Origin of the sequence: Teichococcus oryzae, assembly GCF_008386565.1 — a bacterium.
Taxonomy (GTDB): Bacteria; Pseudomonadota; Alphaproteobacteria; order Acetobacterales; family Acetobacteraceae; genus Pseudoroseomonas; species Pseudoroseomonas oryzae.
In genome coordinates this window covers 541427-555348 of sequence record NZ_VUKA01000001.1, presented here as the reverse complement: position 1 = coordinate 555348, position 13922 = coordinate 541427, and the positions used below count along the sequence as shown (strand labels likewise).

The 13922-nt window shown below is 69.2% G+C and carries 15 protein-coding genes; 4 read left to right on the top strand and 11 right to left on the bottom strand.

Features of this window, described 5'->3' with window-relative positions; genetic code table 11:
* Positions 1-43 precede the first annotated feature (43 nt).
* From F0Q34_RS02555 to F0Q34_RS02530, 6 genes are all read right to left on the bottom strand, one after another.
* A complete protein-coding gene (locus F0Q34_RS02555; RefSeq protein ID WP_149810544.1) occupies positions 44-1912 on the bottom strand; it encodes an ABC transporter ATP-binding protein in 1869 nt (622 codons plus the stop codon).
* Positions 1913-1975: 63 nt separating this feature from the next.
* Positions 1976-2965, bottom strand: coding sequence for a magnesium transporter CorA family protein (locus F0Q34_RS02550; protein ID WP_149810543.1), 990 nt, complete (start codon positions 2963-2965; stop codon positions 1976-1978).
* A gap of 67 nt (positions 2966-3032) precedes the next feature.
* Entirely contained in the window at positions 3033-3782 is a 750-nt protein-coding gene (gene mtnC / locus F0Q34_RS02545; RefSeq protein WP_149810542.1) for an acireductone synthase, read from the bottom strand.
* Complete coding sequence (locus F0Q34_RS02540; protein ID WP_149810540.1) at positions 3779-4318, bottom strand: 1,2-dihydroxy-3-keto-5-methylthiopentene dioxygenase; 540 nt, start codon at positions 4316-4318, stop codon at positions 3779-3781. Before F0Q34_RS02540 ends, mtnC begins: the two co-directional genes overlap by 4 nt.
* The gene (locus F0Q34_RS02535) at positions 4318-4950 is read right to left on the bottom strand and encodes a methylthioribulose 1-phosphate dehydratase (RefSeq protein WP_149810539.1); all 633 of its coding nucleotides are present in this window, start codon (positions 4948-4950) and stop codon (positions 4318-4320) included. Before F0Q34_RS02535 ends, F0Q34_RS02540 begins: the two co-directional genes overlap by 1 nt.
* A gap of 218 nt (positions 4951-5168) precedes the next feature.
* Positions 5169-5426, bottom strand: a complete 258-nt coding sequence (locus F0Q34_RS02530; protein WP_149810537.1) for a twin-arginine translocase TatA/TatE family subunit — start codon at positions 5424-5426, stop codon at positions 5169-5171.
* Between the two features lie 361 nt (positions 5427-5787).
* On the opposite strand from F0Q34_RS02530, the gene F0Q34_RS02525 reads away from it, so the two are divergent.
* The gene (locus F0Q34_RS02525) at positions 5788-6819 is read left to right on the top strand and encodes a TerC family protein (protein WP_149810536.1); all 1032 of its coding nucleotides are present in this window, start codon (positions 5788-5790) and stop codon (positions 6817-6819) included.
* Positions 6820-6865: 46 nt separating this feature from the next.
* Here the strand turns inward: F0Q34_RS02525 and F0Q34_RS02520 are convergent, their stop codons facing one another.
* Positions 6866-7852, bottom strand: a complete 987-nt coding sequence (locus F0Q34_RS02520; RefSeq protein ID WP_149810535.1) for a Bug family tripartite tricarboxylate transporter substrate binding protein — start codon at positions 7850-7852, stop codon at positions 6866-6868.
* A 66-nt stretch (positions 7853-7918) separates the two neighbouring features.
* Positions 7919-8404, bottom strand: coding sequence for a CHAP domain-containing protein (locus tag F0Q34_RS02515; protein ID WP_149810534.1), 486 nt, complete (start codon positions 8402-8404; stop codon positions 7919-7921).
* Between the two features lie 217 nt (positions 8405-8621).
* Between F0Q34_RS02515 and F0Q34_RS02510 the strand changes: the two genes are divergently transcribed.
* Positions 8622-8993, top strand: a complete 372-nt coding sequence (locus tag F0Q34_RS02510; protein ID WP_149810533.1) for a CidA/LrgA family protein — start codon at positions 8622-8624, stop codon at positions 8991-8993.
* A complete protein-coding gene (locus tag F0Q34_RS02505; RefSeq protein ID WP_174241968.1) occupies positions 8993-9709 on the top strand; it encodes an LrgB family protein in 717 nt (238 codons plus the stop codon). Before F0Q34_RS02510 ends, F0Q34_RS02505 begins: the two co-directional genes overlap by 1 nt.
* Positions 9710-9793: 84 nt before the next feature.
* Here the strand turns inward: F0Q34_RS02505 and F0Q34_RS02500 are convergent, their stop codons facing one another.
* Positions 9794-10579, bottom strand: coding sequence for a superoxide dismutase (locus F0Q34_RS02500; protein WP_149810532.1), 786 nt, complete (start codon positions 10577-10579; stop codon positions 9794-9796).
* A 55-nt stretch (positions 10580-10634) separates the two neighbouring features.
* On the opposite strand from F0Q34_RS02500, the gene F0Q34_RS02495 reads away from it, so the two are divergent.
* The gene (locus F0Q34_RS02495) at positions 10635-11201 is read left to right on the top strand and encodes a P-loop NTPase family protein (protein WP_149810531.1); all 567 of its coding nucleotides are present in this window, start codon (positions 10635-10637) and stop codon (positions 11199-11201) included.
* Here the strand turns inward: F0Q34_RS02495 and F0Q34_RS02490 are convergent.
* Together F0Q34_RS02490 and F0Q34_RS02485 are read right to left on the bottom strand one after the other, a co-directional pair.
* Positions 11182-12507, bottom strand: a complete 1326-nt coding sequence (locus F0Q34_RS02490; RefSeq protein WP_149810530.1) for a TldD/PmbA family protein — start codon at positions 12505-12507, stop codon at positions 11182-11184. The two genes, F0Q34_RS02495 and F0Q34_RS02490, sit on opposite strands and share 20 nt — an antisense overlap.
* Complete coding sequence (locus F0Q34_RS02485) at positions 12504-13769, bottom strand: M16 family metallopeptidase (protein ID WP_149810529.1); 1266 nt, start codon at positions 13767-13769, stop codon at positions 12504-12506. The genes F0Q34_RS02490 and F0Q34_RS02485 overlap by 4 nt, the downstream gene beginning before the upstream one ends.
* Positions 13770-13922 lie beyond the last annotated feature (153 nt).

The following is a 13922-nucleotide window of genomic DNA, read 5'->3' as shown; positions in this document are numbered from 1 at the left end:
CTCCTCCTGAAACCGAAAGCATCTTCCCCGGGGCGGCACAAGGTCAACCATCGCCCAGGAAGCCACCCGATTGGCGCCGCCAAAGGCGGGCATAAACGCCGTCGCGTGCCAGCAATTCGGCATGCGTGCCCTGTTCGGCGATGCGGCCGCGCTCCAGCACGACGAGGCGGTCCATGCTGGCCAGGGTGGACAGGCGATGCGCGATGGCGATCACCGTCTTGCCCGCCATCAGGTGATGGAGCTGGCCCTGAATCGCCGCCTCCACCTCCGAATCCAGCGCCGAGGTCGCTTCATCGAGAACCAGGATCGGCGCGTTCTTCAGCAGCACGCGCGCGATGGCGATGCGCTGGCGCTGCCCGCCCGACAGCTTCACGCCGCGCTCACCCACCTGCGCGTCGAAGCCGGCGCGTCCGCGCCAGTCGCGCAGCCCGGCGATGAATTCCTCGGCCTCGGCCTGGCGCGCGGCGGCGATGATGTCGCCTTCCGCCGCGTCGGGACGGCCATAGCGGATGTTGTCGCCAACCGACCGGTGCAGCAGCGCCGTGTCCTGCGTCACCACGCCGATCGCGCCGCGCAGGCTTTCCTGCGTCACGCCGGCGATGTCCTGCCGATCCACCAGGATGCGGCCGGCCTGGGGCGTGAAGAAGCGCAGCAGCAGGTTCATCGCCGTGGTCTTGCCGGCACCCGATCGCCCCACCAGGCCGATGCGCTCGCCGGGGCGGATCTCCAGGTTGAAATCCTCCAGCACGCCGTGCCCGCCGGCATAGGCGAAGCCCACATGCTCAAAGCGGATGGCGCCCTGCGTCACCACCAGCGGGCGGGCGCCGGGCCGGTCGGGCGCGGTGGGCGGCACGGCGATGGAGCGCGCGGCTTCCTGCACCACGCCGACATTCTCGAAGATGCCAGCGACGTTGAACGCCACCCAGCCGGAAATGTTGGCGATCTGGAACGCCATCGGCAGGGCAGTGGCGACAATGCCGACCTCGATGCGGCCGGCATTCCACAGCAGCAGCGCCAGCGTCGCCATCGACACCAGCATCACCGCGTTCAGCGAGGACAGCAGCAGGGCGTTCAGCGTGATCATGCGCATCTGCCGCTGAAAGGCGCGGGTCAGGCCCAGCACCCCTTCCCGCACAAAGGCATCCTCGTGCTCGGCGCGGGAAAACAACTTCAGCGTCAGGATGTTGGTGTAGCTGTCCACGATGCGCCCGGTGAGCAGGCTGCGCTGTTCCGAGGCCTGGCGGGCGCGGTCCCGCAGGCGCGGCACGATGAAGCGCAGCAGCGCGCAATAACAGGCGAACCAGAGCAGGATCGGGACGGCCAGCCACAGATCGGCCGTGGCCAGGAAGATCACCGCCCCGGTGCCGTAGACCAGGATGTACCAGACGGCGTTGATCAACTGCACCATGCTTTCGCGCAGCGCCGGCCCGGCCTGCATCACGCGGTTGGCGATGCGCCCGGCGAAATCCTCCTGGAAGAACGCCCAGCCCTGGCGCACCACATGCCAGTGGCTTTGCCACCGGATCAGGGATGTGACCGTGGCGTTGATCGCCTGCTGCCCGATCAGGTTCTGCGACAGGACCGCCAGAGGCCGCAGCACCAGAACGGCCGCCGCCATGCCGGCGAGCAGCGGCCACCGCTCGCCGAACAGCGTGCCGGGAGCATGCTGCGACAGCAGGGAAATGATGTGGCCGATGATCACCGGGATCAGCCCGTCGAGCAGCGCGACAGCGAGTCCCGCCAGGAACAGCATGCCGAACAGCGCCCGCGCCTGCCGGATGAAGTACCAGTAGAAGGCCAGCAGGCCGGGCGGCGGCGGCGCCTCGGGCACCGGCACGCCCAGGGCGCGGCTGGCGGCGGACCCGGGCGGAGCCACGGGGTCGATAAAGCGCTCGAAAAATCGGAAGGCCATGCCGGATGGCAGGCCCGCCCGCCGCCTCTGTCAAGCGCGCGGAAGGAAGCGAATGGCGCTTGGCTACAGCCAGCCCTTGCGCTTGAAGTACAGGATCGGCAGCACCGCGCTGACCACCATCACCAGCAGCGCCGCCGGATAACCGAAGCTCCAGTTCAATTCCGGCATGGACTGGAAGTTCATGCCGTAGATGCTGGCCACCAGCGTCGGCGGCATCAGCGCCACGCTGGCGACGGTGAAGGTCTTGATGATGCCGTTCTGGTCGATGTTGATGATGCCCAGCACCGCATCGAGCAGGAAGTTGGCCTTGTTGTTGAGAAAGGCCGCATGCTCCACCAGCGAGCGCACATCGCGCATCAGCGTCTTGATGGTGGTCTTGCTTTCCTTCCGGACAAAGAAATCCTTCTCCGCGCCGACATAGGTGAGGATGCGCGTGAGGCCGAGCAGCGTCTCGTTGGCGCGGCTGGTCACCTCCCCCACCTGGCCAAGGGCGATCAGCACGTCCTTCATCTGCGCGTCGCGCGCCTTGACCTTCACCTTCTTCTGCGAATGGGCATTGCCGAAGGCGGAGCGGCTGGCGCGGTCCATGTCGGCGCCCACGCGCTCGAGAACGTCGGCCAACCGGTCCACCACATGCTCGAACTGCGCGAGCATGGTACCGTCGGGACTGGTCAGCAGGGCCGGCGTGCGCAGCACGCGGGCGTTGAACACCGCGAAGGCCTTGGGCGTGGCATAGCGCACGGTGATCAGGCAGCGGGCATTGATGACAAAGGTGATGGCGGTGGAGCCGAACTCCCCCTCATCCACGCCATACAGAAAGGGCGCGGTGAGGAACAGCGTGTCGTCCTCCCGGTAAAGGCGGGATGAGCTTTCGATCTCCTGCATTTCCTCGCGCGTCGGCATCTCCAGCGCCAGGGCGTCCTGCACCGCCCGCGCCTCCTCCCGCGTGGGGGTCAGCAGGTCGATCCAGGCCGCCTCGCGCAGCACCTCCGCGTCCGGAATGCCCTCATGCCGGACCGTCCGGCCTTCGCGCACGGTGTAGGTCATCATCATGCCGCGCCGGCTCCCGGCAAGAGGTGGCTGGGCTCAGGGATATGGGGCGCCCGGGAGGATGCAAGGCTCAGGCGGCCTCGCCCTGCGACAGGCGCGGCACGGGTAGGCCAAAAACCGAGGCCACGCCAGGGAAATCCGCCGCCTGCAAATGCCGGCCGGAGGCGACCGTGCCATCCTCCGGCCGCACCAGCTGGCAGGTGGCGTAGCCGGCGCCCTTGGCCGCATCCAGCTCCTCCGCCACGTCCGACAGGAACAGGATCTCGCCCGGCGGACGATGCAGACGCTCGGCGATGGCGGCGTAGCTGGCGGTTTCCCGCTTGCCGCCGATGGCGGTGTCAAAGAAGCCCGAGAACAGCCCGGTCAGATCCCCCGCCACCGAATGCCCGAAGATCAGCTTCTGCGCCGCCACCGAGCCGGAGGAATACACGTTCAGCGCGATGCCGGCGCGCGCCCAGGCGCGCAGGCAAGGCGCCACATCCGGCCAAAGATGCCCGGTGATCTCGCCGCTGGCGTAACCGGCCTGCCAGATCAGCCCCTGCAACGTCTTCAAGGGGCCGATCTTGCTGTCCGCCGCCATCCAGCGGCGCAGCGCGGCGCGCGGCTCCTCGCCCGGCTCGGCGGCCTGGCGCACCGCGGACAGGCATGCCGCCACCTCCGGGTCGCCGTCCTTCGCATCGAGGAAACTGTCCAGCGAACGCTCGGCGAAGGGAAACAGCACCTCCTTCACGAAGGCGATGGCGCTGGTGGTGCCCTCGACATCGGTCAGCACGGCGCTGACCGGCACCGGCAGGGTGGTGCCGGCCGGCAGCCCGCTCATCCGGTCACCGCCGGGAAGCGCTCGGAAATGTCGGTGCCGGTGTAGTGCGGCGTCCAGCCCGACGTGTCGGTGAAGATGCGCAGCGCGGTGACCTTGGGCTCGACCCCGGCATCGAACCAGTGCTGGGTGTTGGCCGGCACGCTGATCAGATCGCCCCGCGTGCAATGCGCGTCATACACCTTGCCGTTGACGTGCATGATGAAATTGCCGCTGCCTTCATGGAAGAAGCGGACCTCATCCTCGGTATGGGTGTGCTCGGCCAGGAACTTCGCGCGCACCGCCTCCTTCTGCGGCAGGCTGCTGTCCATCTTGATCACATCCGCCGAACCTGCCTGGCTGCCGGCCATGAGGGCATCGAGCTGCGGGCGGTAGGCTTCCAGCACCGCTTCGGCCGGGGCATCGGCGGGCAGGTCGGCCGCCGGCCAGCGCTCGAAGCGAACGCCGATCGGCGCCAGGGCGCGGGCGATCTCGTCGGGGTCGCTGCTGCGCAGCTCCTCGGCGCCGGTCGCGGCATCCTTGATGGTCAGAAGGCTCATCAATCCCTCCTTTGCAGGTCCTGCAACGCGCATTCCAGCATGAACTCAAGCGCCTCCAGCCTCGCCAGGGCACCGTCCATGGTTTCGGCCCATACATAGACACCATGGCCGCGGATCAAATAGCCGGGCGGGATCGCGGTTCCGGATCGGGCCAGGCTGTCCCAGCGGGCATCCAGGCCCTGCTGCATCCGCGCGATGTCCTGGTCGTTTGGCACCACGGGCACCGCCACCGTCGCCTCATGCGTAGGCAGGCCCGGAAAAGCCTTCAGCAACTCATAGCCGGACAACAGGATCTCGCCGCCGGCATGAAGCGAAAGCACGGTGTTAGCGACCGAATGCCCGTGCAGCACGGCGCGGGCCTCGGGGAAGCGGCGGTAGATACCGCAATGCAGCAAGGTTTCAGCGGAAGGCCGCAGCGCCGGGTCCTCCGGCCGCCCTTCCCCATCCACCACCATCACATGCTCGGGCGCCAGAAAGCCCTTATGCACGCCGGAGCGGGTGACAGCGATCCGCCCGGCCGGAAGCCGCACTGAGAAATTGCCCGCCGTGGCCGGCACCCAGTTGTGGCGATCCATGCGGCGCCCGGCGGCGACGATGGCGGCGATGGCGGCATCGGGGATCGGCTCGGGCATCCATTCGGGTCCAGGCAGATGGGCGGAAACGGATCGCCCATAGCGCAGGCGGCCATGCCCGGCCAGCGGCGAAGCCGCGGCCAGGGCCGGGGGCTCCTGGTCGGCGAACGCAAAAGGGCCAGCGCGCGGCCTTTGCCACGTCTGGCCCCTCACGCTTCACCTGCTGGCGAACCCCTGTCCCCGCGGCATGTTCCACGGGGATGCGGGCCGGGCGGCCGTCAGGCCGCCGGATGAGTGGAGTTGGAGGTCTTCGGCTCCGTGCTCGGCCGCGCATGCGGGGCCGGGCCGGAGATGTTGCCGGCCGGCGGCGAATCGGCCGCCATGGAGGCATCGTCGTCATCCTCCTTCATGTTCTTCTTGAAGGATTTGATGCCCTTGGCGAGGTCGCCCATGAGCCCGCTGATCTTGCCACCGCCGAACAGCAGCAGGACCACGAGCAGCACAACAAGCCAATGCCAGACGCTGAAGGAACCCATAGCCCAAGCCTCGATCCAAAATGGGCGGCCGGATGAAGGGCGGGACTGCCCGATGGCCGGCCGCGATCTCTCGCCTCAGGACCGACACTAATGGGCCGCATCGTCCCGCGCAAACGACGAGATGGCGTGAATCGGTCCCTGAAACAACTGTCTTGCCCAATAATGAAAAAACATCCATATAGCCGCCGATCCGGGCCCCTCTGGCGAGAGGGCGGACGGCCGGCCGATGCGCTGTGCCCATGCCCCCGTGATGTCGGATCGACGTTTCGCGCAACCGGGCCCGGCGCGCATCAGGTATTCATGTGGGGGAGTCGTGCCCCCGCTGCTGCCGTCTGGCCCCTGGAACGAGGAGCCTTACGGCGTGGAAGCCTCACCCACATTCTGGATCGTGTTCAATGCGGCCATTCTCGGGCTGCTGCTGCTTGACCTTGGCGTGTTCGCCAAGAAGGACGCCAATGGCGACCCGGCCCCGGTGCCGGTGAAAACCGCCCTGATCAAGTCCGCCTTCTATATCGCGCTGGCCGTCGCCTTCTTTGTGTGGCTGCGCATGACCTATGGCGACACGCCCGAGGAACGCTCCGCCAGCAGCCTCGAATTCCTGACCGGCTACATCATCGAATGGTCGTTGTCGGTCGATAACATCTTCGTCTTCGTGCTGCTGTTCGCCAGGTTCGGCGTCCCGCCCGCCTTCCAGCACCGCGTGCTGTTCTGGGGCATCCTGGGCGCGCTGGTGATGCGTGGCGTGATGATCCTGGTCGGCACCGCCCTGTTGCGCGAATTCGACTGGCTGATGGTGCTGTTCGGCCTGTTCCTCATCTGGTCCGGCTGGAAGATGCTGCGCGCCGCCGATGAGGAGCCCAACCCCGAGGACAGCGCCATCCTGAAGTGGATGCGCCGGCGCCTGCCCGTCACCGACGGCTTCCGCGGCAACGCCTTCACCGTGCGGGAAGCGGGCAGGCTGATGGTCACGCCGCTGCTGCTGGTGCTGGTGCTGATCGAGCTGACCGACCTGCTGTTCGCGCTGGACAGCATCCCGGCCATCTTCGCCGTCTCGACCGACCCCTTCATCGTCTACACGGCGAATGTGTTCGCGATCCTCGGCCTGCGCGCCATGTACTTCGCGCTGGCAGGCATCATCCACCGCTTCCACTACCTGAAGCACGGGCTGTCGATCGTGCTGATGATCGTCGGCGCCAAGATGCTGGCCAACTGGTATTTCGGCGGCAAGGCGGTGCCGGTGGAATACGCGCTGATGGTCACCGGGGCGATCATCGCCGGCTCCATCGCCCTGTCGCTGTGGAAGACCCGTGGGGCCCCCGCGCCACACTACCCGGCCGAGCCCCTGCCTTCCCCTGCCGAGCGGCAGCAGCGCGAGGTCGAGCACACCTCGTGACGAAAGCGCGAGGGGCCTCCGCGCCCCTCCCGCCTGCCGCCGGGCCTCAGCCTTCCAGCGTCAGGCCCAGCTTGCGGATCAGTGCGCCCCAGCGCGCCGCCTCCGCCGCCACATAGGCGGACGCTTCTTCGGGCGACCCGGCGACGACCTCGAACGCCGCCGCGTCCATGGCCTGTCTGGCACGATCGGTGGACAGCGCCACCCGCGCTTCCCGCGCCAGCATCTCGACCCGCTCGCGCGGGGTGCCGGCGGGGGCGATCAGCACCTGCCAGCCATAGGAGGCCGCGCCGGGCAGCCCGACCTCGGCCAGGGTGGGCACATCCGGCAATTGCGGCATGCGGGCATCGGTGGTCACCGCCAGGGCGCGCGCCTGGCTCTCGCGAAGCTGCGGCAGAATGGCCGCCGCCGTCACCACCATGGCGCTGATGCGGCCCGCCACCAGGTCCAGCACGGCGGGCGGAAAGCCGCGATAGGGCACATGCTCCAACGTGATGCCGGTGCGCGCCTTGATGTCCTCCATCGCCAGATGCCCGCCCGAGCCGGCGCCGACCGAGCCAAAGGTCAGCTTGCCGGGATTGGCCCTGGCATGGGCGACGAAGCCGGCGAAATCGGTCGCCGGCACGGAAGGATGCACCACCAGCACCTGCCCGCCCCGCACCAGCAGCGAAACCGCCACCAGATCCTTCGCGGGGTCATAGGGCAGATTCGGGTACAGGGCCGGCGCGGTGGACAGCGGGCCGTTGATCGACAGGCCGATGGTCACCTCATCCGTCGCCTTGGCCACGGCGTCGGTGCCGATATTGCCGCCGGCACCGGCCCGGTTGTCCACCACCACCGGCTGGCCCAGCACGGTGGAAAGATGCTGCGCCACCAGCCGGCCCGTTAGGTCCGGCGAGGACCCGCCAGGAAATGGCACGACGAAGCGCACCGGGCGGTCCGGCCAGGCCGGCTGCGCGGCCGCGATGCGCGAGGCAGCCAGCGGGGCGGCCAAGGCGGCGGCGCCAAGGGCGAGCAGCGGACGGCGGGGCAGCATGGCGGCGATCTCTCCGGTTGACACGTCACCGCTTGCAGCATGGGACGGCGTGCCCGTCCAGGGCCTTCACCATCCGGCCAGCACCGCGCTGCCATGCACAAATCCGGCTGCCGGATAGGTGGTGACGCCATAGCCGGCGGAGGGCGGATACCAGACCCGCACCTGCGACCAGTCATTGCCTGGGGAGGCATCCCAGACCGGCTGGTCCCGCGTGATGCGGCCCTTGCCGCCACCACTGGCCCAGTTGGCATGATCGACACGGATCTCGCGCGGCGACACCACCCGCGTCACCACCGAAAGATGCCCGTCCCGCAGCCGGCCCGCGCGCTTCAGCACCAGCACGCTGCCCGGGCGCGGCGCCCGGCCGCGGGAATAGCGCCCGGCCGCGGCATCCCACCATTCCCAGGCATCGCCGCGCAGGTCGATGCCGGAGCGGGCCCGCGCATAGGGGACGCAGCTCACCGGTTCGCGCAGCGCCACGGCACCCAGCACCGGCCCCGCCGGATCGCCGCCGCCACACCCGGCCAGCGCCAACAGAAGCGCCAACAGCATTCCCCACCGCGTCATGCGCAATCCCCAAAAGCCATCCGGCCGCCCGTGGCGGAACCTAGCGAAGAAGTGGCGGCCGGTCTCCGCCGCGATGCGGCAGAAACCGGGCTTGCGGCACCCGGCCGGATCGGCCAGCCACCGGGGCTGACAGCTCCTTTTCTTTTTTGCAGCCGGACCGTGCCATGATCGCCCTGCCCCCAACCTCCTCCGGAGCCGCCTCATGATCGGCGGCCTGTCAATTCTGCTGCTTTGCCAGCTGGCCGGGGAGGTACTGGCGCGCGCACTCGATCTGCCTGTTCCCGGGCCAGTGATCGGCATGGCGCTGCTGTTCGCCGGCCTGCTGCTGCGCGACCGCTTCCTGCGGGGGGCCACCCGCCCCGATCCGGGGGTGCCCGGGCTTGGGCAGGTGGCCGATGCGCTGCTGACGCATCTGGGCCTGCTGTTCATCCCGGCGGGGGTCGGGGTGGTGGTGTATGGGCCCCAGCTCGCCCGCTACTGGGCGCCGATGTCCCTGGCGATCGTGATCGGCACGCTGGCGACCATCGCGCTGACCGGCCGCGTCGCCCAGGCGCTGATGCGGAGGAAGGGCTGATGGACCTGGCGGAAATCTGGGTTTACCTAGCGCGAGATCCGCTGGCCGCCCTGACGGCGACGCTGCTGGCCTGGATGGCGGGGCTGCGGCTGGCGGCGCTGTTCCGGCGCCACCCGGCTGCCAATCCGATCATCTTCGCCATCGCGATCCTGGCCGGGCTGCTGCTGGCTGCGGGCGTGGATTATCGCAGCTATTTCCAGGGCGCGCAGTTCGTCCATTTCCTGCTGGGCCCGGCCACCGTGGCGCTGGCGGTGCCGCTGTACCGGCAATGGGGGCATGTGCGCGCCTCCGGCCCTGCGGCGCTGGCGGCCGTGCTGGCCGGCGGAACCATGGCGGCCCTGGCCGGGATCGGCTTCGGCGTGATGTTTCATGCGGCGCCGGAGGTGACGGCCAGCCTCGCCCCCCGCTCCGTGACCACGCCGGTCGCCATGGGCATCGCCGAGCAGATCGGCGGGCTGCCGGGCCTCGCCGCCACGGTGGTGCTGGCCTCTGGCGTCACCGGCGCCATGCTGGGCCCGATGGTGCTGGACCTGGCGCGCGTGCGGGACTGGCGGGCACGCGGATTGGCCATGGGCACAGCGGCGCATGGCATCGGCACGGCGCGGGCCATTTCGGTTAATGCCACCGCCGCGGCGTTCAGCGGCCTGGCCATGGGGCTCAACGCCATGGCCACGGCGCTGCTGCTGCCCCTGCTGTGGCGGCTGTTCATGGGATGACCGGGGCGCACGCGGAAAACGCCTGAAGCCCCGGACGCATGAAGCGTCCAGGGCCCGTCCGGGCCGGAGCCCCGGCTCGCGTGCTCAGATGGTCAGGGAGCCATCCTTGGCCGCGGCGTAGCGCTGCGCCACCGCGTTCCAGTTCACCACGTTCCACCACGCCGCGAGGTAGTCGGCGCGGCGGTTGTTGTATTTCAGGTAATAGGCATGTTCCCAGACATCGTTGCCCATCAGCACCCGCTGGCCATCCATCAGGGGCGTGTCCTGGTTGGGGCGCGCGGCGATGGCCAGCTTTCCCGCGCGGTCCACGGTCACGAACACCCAGCCGGAGCCGAATTGCCGCGCCCCCGCGCCGTTGAAATCCGCCTTGAACTTGTCGAGGCCGCCGAGATCCCGGTCGATCGCCTGCGCCAGCTCGCCGGATGGCGCCCCGCCGGCATTGGCGCCCATGATCTGCCAGAACATCGCGTGGTTGGCATGCCCGCCCGCATTGTTGCGCAAGGTGGTCCGCACCGCCTCGGGGGCCTCGCCCAGCCGGGCCAGCAATTGTTCCAGCGGCAATTGCGCCAGTTGCCCATGGTCCTTCAGCGCGCCGTTCAGGGCGGTGACATAGGCGGCGTGGTGCCTGTCATGGTGCAATGACATGGTCGCGGCGTCGATATGGGGCTCCAGGGCGGTGGGTGCGTAGGTCAGCGGCGGCAGGGCGAAAGGCCCGGATGCCGTGGCTGGCCCGGCAGCCGGAGCAGCGGCCGGAGCGACAGGCGATGCGGATTGCGCCGTCGCCACGCGCATCCCGGCGAAGCCCGCCGTGGCCATGGAGGCGCCGGCGGCCAGAACAAAGCGGCGGGCCAGCAAGGTCGTGGTGTTCATGGCGAATCCTTCATCATCCCGTATCTCTCAACCAACTCATCGGGGAAGCGGCGGGATGCGCGACAAAATGAATCAGTTGCGGATCGTGGTGATCGGCATGCCAGGAGCCGGGAAAACCACCCTGGCCCGGCGCCTCGCCGCTGATCTGGCGCTGCCGCATCTGGAACTGGATGCCGTCCACTGGGGCCCCGACTGGTCGCCGGCGCCGAAGGCGGCAATGGAGCACCACCTGGGGCAGATGGCCGGGATGCCGTGCTGGGTGGCCGATGGCAATTATTTCGCCGAAGCGCGCCCGACCCTCTGGAGGCGCGCCACCCACCTGATCTGGCTGGATTTCCCCCGGCGCGTCGTGATGCCGCGGGTGATCGCCCGCATCATCGGGAGACTGGCCGGGCGGCAGGTGATGTGGAACGGCAACCGGGAGCAATGGCGCCACCTGCTCGATCCTGGCCACCCGATCCGCTATGCGTGGCGAATGCTGCATCCCCGCCGGGCCGCCATCGAGGCGGCTCTCGCGTCAGGTGCCTGGAACCATCTGGCCGTGATCCGGCTCCGCCGGCCGGCGGAGCTGGCTCCCGCCCTGGCCGGGCTTCAGCGCTCGCTCACGCCCCCGCCACCGTGAGCCCCTCGATCCGCAGCGTCGGCGCGTCGGTGCCGCGGCGGAAGCGCAGGTCATTGGCCGCGGCCATGTTGAGGAACATGTCCTTCAGGTTGCCCGCCACGGTGATGCCGCTGACCGCCTCGGCCAGCTCGCCGTTGCGGATCATGAACCCCGCCGCGCCCCGGCTGTAATCGCCGGTGACGCCGTTGACGCCGGAGCCGATCATCTCGGTGACGTAGAGCCCTTCGGCGATGTCGGCCCGCAGCGCCTCGGGCGTCATGGTTCCGCCGTCCAGCCACAGATTGGTGGTGGCCGGGCCGGGCGGCGAGGAAATGCCGCGCGCCGCACGGCCATTCGACCGCAAGCCGAGCTGACGCCCACTGCGCCAGTCCAGCACCCAGTGTTGCAGCACTCCGTCCTCGACCAGCGCCAGGGGCTGGCAGGGCATTCCTTCCCCATCGAAGGGGCGGGAGCGCAGGCCGCGCCGCCGCAGCGGATCGTCCCGCAGCGAAAGGCCGCGCGCCAGAACCTGCTGCCCCATGCGGTCGCGCAGGAAGGAGGTGCCGCGCGCCACCGACGCGCCATTCAGCGCCCCCGCCAGATGCGCAGCGAAGGAGCCGGCGACGCGCGGATCGAACACCACCGGCATCCGGGCACTGCGGGGCCGGATGGCGTTCAAGCGCTTCACCGCCCGCTCCCCTGCGCAGCGGCCGAGTTCGGCGGCATCTTCCAGGTCGGAGAGATGAACGGCGCTGCTGTGGTCGTAATCCCGCTCCATCGCCGTGCCGGAGCCGGCCAGAACCGTCACCATCGTTGAATGGCCGGAACGGGAATATTCCCCCGCGAAGCCGTTGGACGCGACCAGCGCCACCCGGCTGCGGGAAAATCCGGCCTCGGCGCCCTCGCTGTTGGTGATGCCGGGCACCGCCATGGCGGCTTCCTCGGCAGCGGCGGCGCGGGCGATCAGCGCCTCGGCCTCCGGCTCGGCCGGATCGTCGAGGTCGAGATCGGCCGACTGCGGCGGGTGGAACTCGCCCAGGCCGCCGAAGCGGTCCTCCGGCACGGCGCGGGCCATGGCGACCGCGCGGCCGGCCAGGGCCTCGAAGCCGCGCGGCTCCGGATCGGTGGTGGACACGATCGCCTGGCGCTGCCCGACAAACACGCGCAGCCCCAGGTCGAAGCCTTCGGAGCGCTCAAGATGCTCGATCCTGCCGAGCCGCCGCTGCACCGACAGCGAGGTGCCGGACACCAGCAGCGCGTCCGCTGCATCCGCCCCCGCCGCACGGGCGGCGACGACCAGGCTCTCAAGACGCTCCAGGGCATTCATGCCGCGAGGTTCTCCGCGATGACCGGCAGGCCCGGCACCTTGCCGGCCGGGCCGAGCGCCGCCAGGGTCGGGCGCGAGCGGAAGATCATCGCCGCCGCCTGCTGCACCTGCTCCACCGTCACGGCCGCGATCTTGCTCTTGGTTTCCTCCACCGGGATGATGCGGCCATGCACCTGGATCTGCCGCGCCAGCTGCTCGCAGCGGCTGCCGGTGGATTCCAGCGACATCAGCACGGAGGCGCGGAGCTGTGCCTTGGCGCGGGCCAGTTCCTCCTCGGTCACGTCGTGCTGCACGCGGCGCAGCTCCTCCAGCGCCACGGGCACCAGCTCCGCCGCCTGCTCCTCGCCGGTGCCGGCGTAGAGGGCGAACAGGCCGCCGTCGCGGAAGGGCTGGGCGAAGGAATAGATGGAATACACCAGCCCGCGCTTTTCGCGGATCTCCTGGAACAGGCGGGAGGACATGCCGCCGCCCAGCAGGGTGGAGAGCAGCATGGTCGGGTAGTGCATCGGCGTGGCCACCGCCGGGCCCTCGAAGCCCAGCACCACATGCACCTGGTCCAGCTCCCGCTCCTCGCGGAACTCGCCGCCGCCATAGCGTGCCGCCTGAGCAGGGGCGGGCGCCACGGTGGGCAGGTCGGCGAAGTGGCGGGTGACGAGATCCACCAGCTTGTCATGCTCCAGCGCGCCGGCGGCGGCCACCACCATGCGGCTCGGGCCGTAATGGCGGCGCATGTAGTCCTGCAGCATGGTGCCCGGCATGGAGCGGATCACCGATTCCGTGCCCAGGGTGGGGCGGCCCATCGGCTGGTCGGGGAAGGCCTGGGCCTGGAAATGGTCGAAGATGATGTCGTCCGGCGTGTCGTTGGCCTGGCCGATCTCCTGCAGGATGACGCCGCGCTCGCGCTCCAGCTCCTCCGGAATGAAGGTGGAATGCGTCAGGATGTCGCCCAGGATGTCGGCGGCGAGCGGCATGTCCTCCTTCAGGACCTTGGCGTAGTAGGCGGTGTTCTCCCGCGCCGTGTAGGCGTTCAGGTGGCCGCCCACATTCTCGATCTCCCGCGCGATGGCGGCGGCGTCACGCTTTGCCGTGCCCTTGAAGGCCATGTGTTCCAGGAAGTGGCTGGCACCATTCTCGTCCGCGGATTCATCGCGGGTGCCGGCATGCACATAGGCACCGATGGAAACCGTCTCCACGCGCGGCATGCTTTCGGAAACGATGGTCAGGCCATTGGCCAGGCGCGTCAGACGCACCGCATCAGACATAGGGCTCTCTTTCTGCTTGTCGTCATACAGGCCGGTCGGGGAGCCGGCGCTCCGTCACTCGGGGTGTAATGTAAGGGAACCCCCGCAAGGTTACGACCCCGGCCGAATTCAGGCCGGCCATGACGTGGAACCCGGACGCAGGCATGGCGTTGG

What these genes read in the sequence shown, in the direction of transcription:
- F0Q34_RS02555 (WP_149810544.1), bottom strand. Translation starts at nt 1,912, where the DNA reads ATGGCCTTCCGATTTTTCGAGCGCTTTATCGACCCCGTGGCTCCGCCC.
- F0Q34_RS02550 (WP_149810543.1), bottom strand. Translation starts at nt 2,965, where the DNA reads ATGATGATGACCTACACCGTGCGCGAAGGCCGGACGGTCCGGCATGAG.
- mtnC (WP_149810542.1), bottom strand. Translation starts at nt 3,782, where the DNA reads ATGAGCGGGCTGCCGGCCGGCACCACCCTGCCGGTGCCGGTCAGCGCC.
- F0Q34_RS02540 (WP_149810540.1), bottom strand. Translation starts at nt 4,318, where the DNA reads ATGAGCCTTCTGACCATCAAGGATGCCGCGACCGGCGCCGAGGAGCTG.
- F0Q34_RS02535 (WP_149810539.1), bottom strand. Translation starts at nt 4,950, where the DNA reads ATGCCCGAGCCGATCCCCGATGCCGCCATCGCCGCCATCGTCGCCGCC.
- F0Q34_RS02530 (WP_149810537.1), bottom strand. Translation starts at nt 5,426, where the DNA reads ATGGGTTCCTTCAGCGTCTGGCATTGGCTTGTTGTGCTGCTCGTGGTC.
- F0Q34_RS02520 (WP_149810535.1), bottom strand. Translation starts at nt 7,852, where the DNA reads ATGCTGCCCCGCCGTCCGCTGCTCGCCCTTGGCGCCGCCGCCTTGGCC.
- F0Q34_RS02515 (WP_149810534.1), bottom strand. Translation starts at nt 8,404, where the DNA reads ATGCTGTTGGCGCTTCTGTTGGCGCTGGCCGGGTGTGGCGGCGGCGAT.
- F0Q34_RS02510 (WP_149810533.1), top strand. Translation starts at nt 8,622, where the DNA reads ATGATCGGCGGCCTGTCAATTCTGCTGCTTTGCCAGCTGGCCGGGGAG.
- F0Q34_RS02505 (WP_174241968.1), top strand. Translation starts at nt 8,993, where the DNA reads ATGGACCTGGCGGAAATCTGGGTTTACCTAGCGCGAGATCCGCTGGCC.
- F0Q34_RS02500 (WP_149810532.1), bottom strand. Translation starts at nt 10,579, where the DNA reads ATGAACACCACGACCTTGCTGGCCCGCCGCTTTGTTCTGGCCGCCGGC.
- F0Q34_RS02495 (WP_149810531.1), top strand. Translation starts at nt 10,635, where the DNA reads ATGCGCGACAAAATGAATCAGTTGCGGATCGTGGTGATCGGCATGCCA.
- F0Q34_RS02490 (WP_149810530.1), bottom strand. Translation starts at nt 12,507, where the DNA reads ATGAATGCCCTGGAGCGTCTTGAGAGCCTGGTCGTCGCCGCCCGTGCG.
- F0Q34_RS02485 (WP_149810529.1), bottom strand. Translation starts at nt 13,769, where the DNA reads ATGTCTGATGCGGTGCGTCTGACGCGCCTGGCCAATGGCCTGACCATC.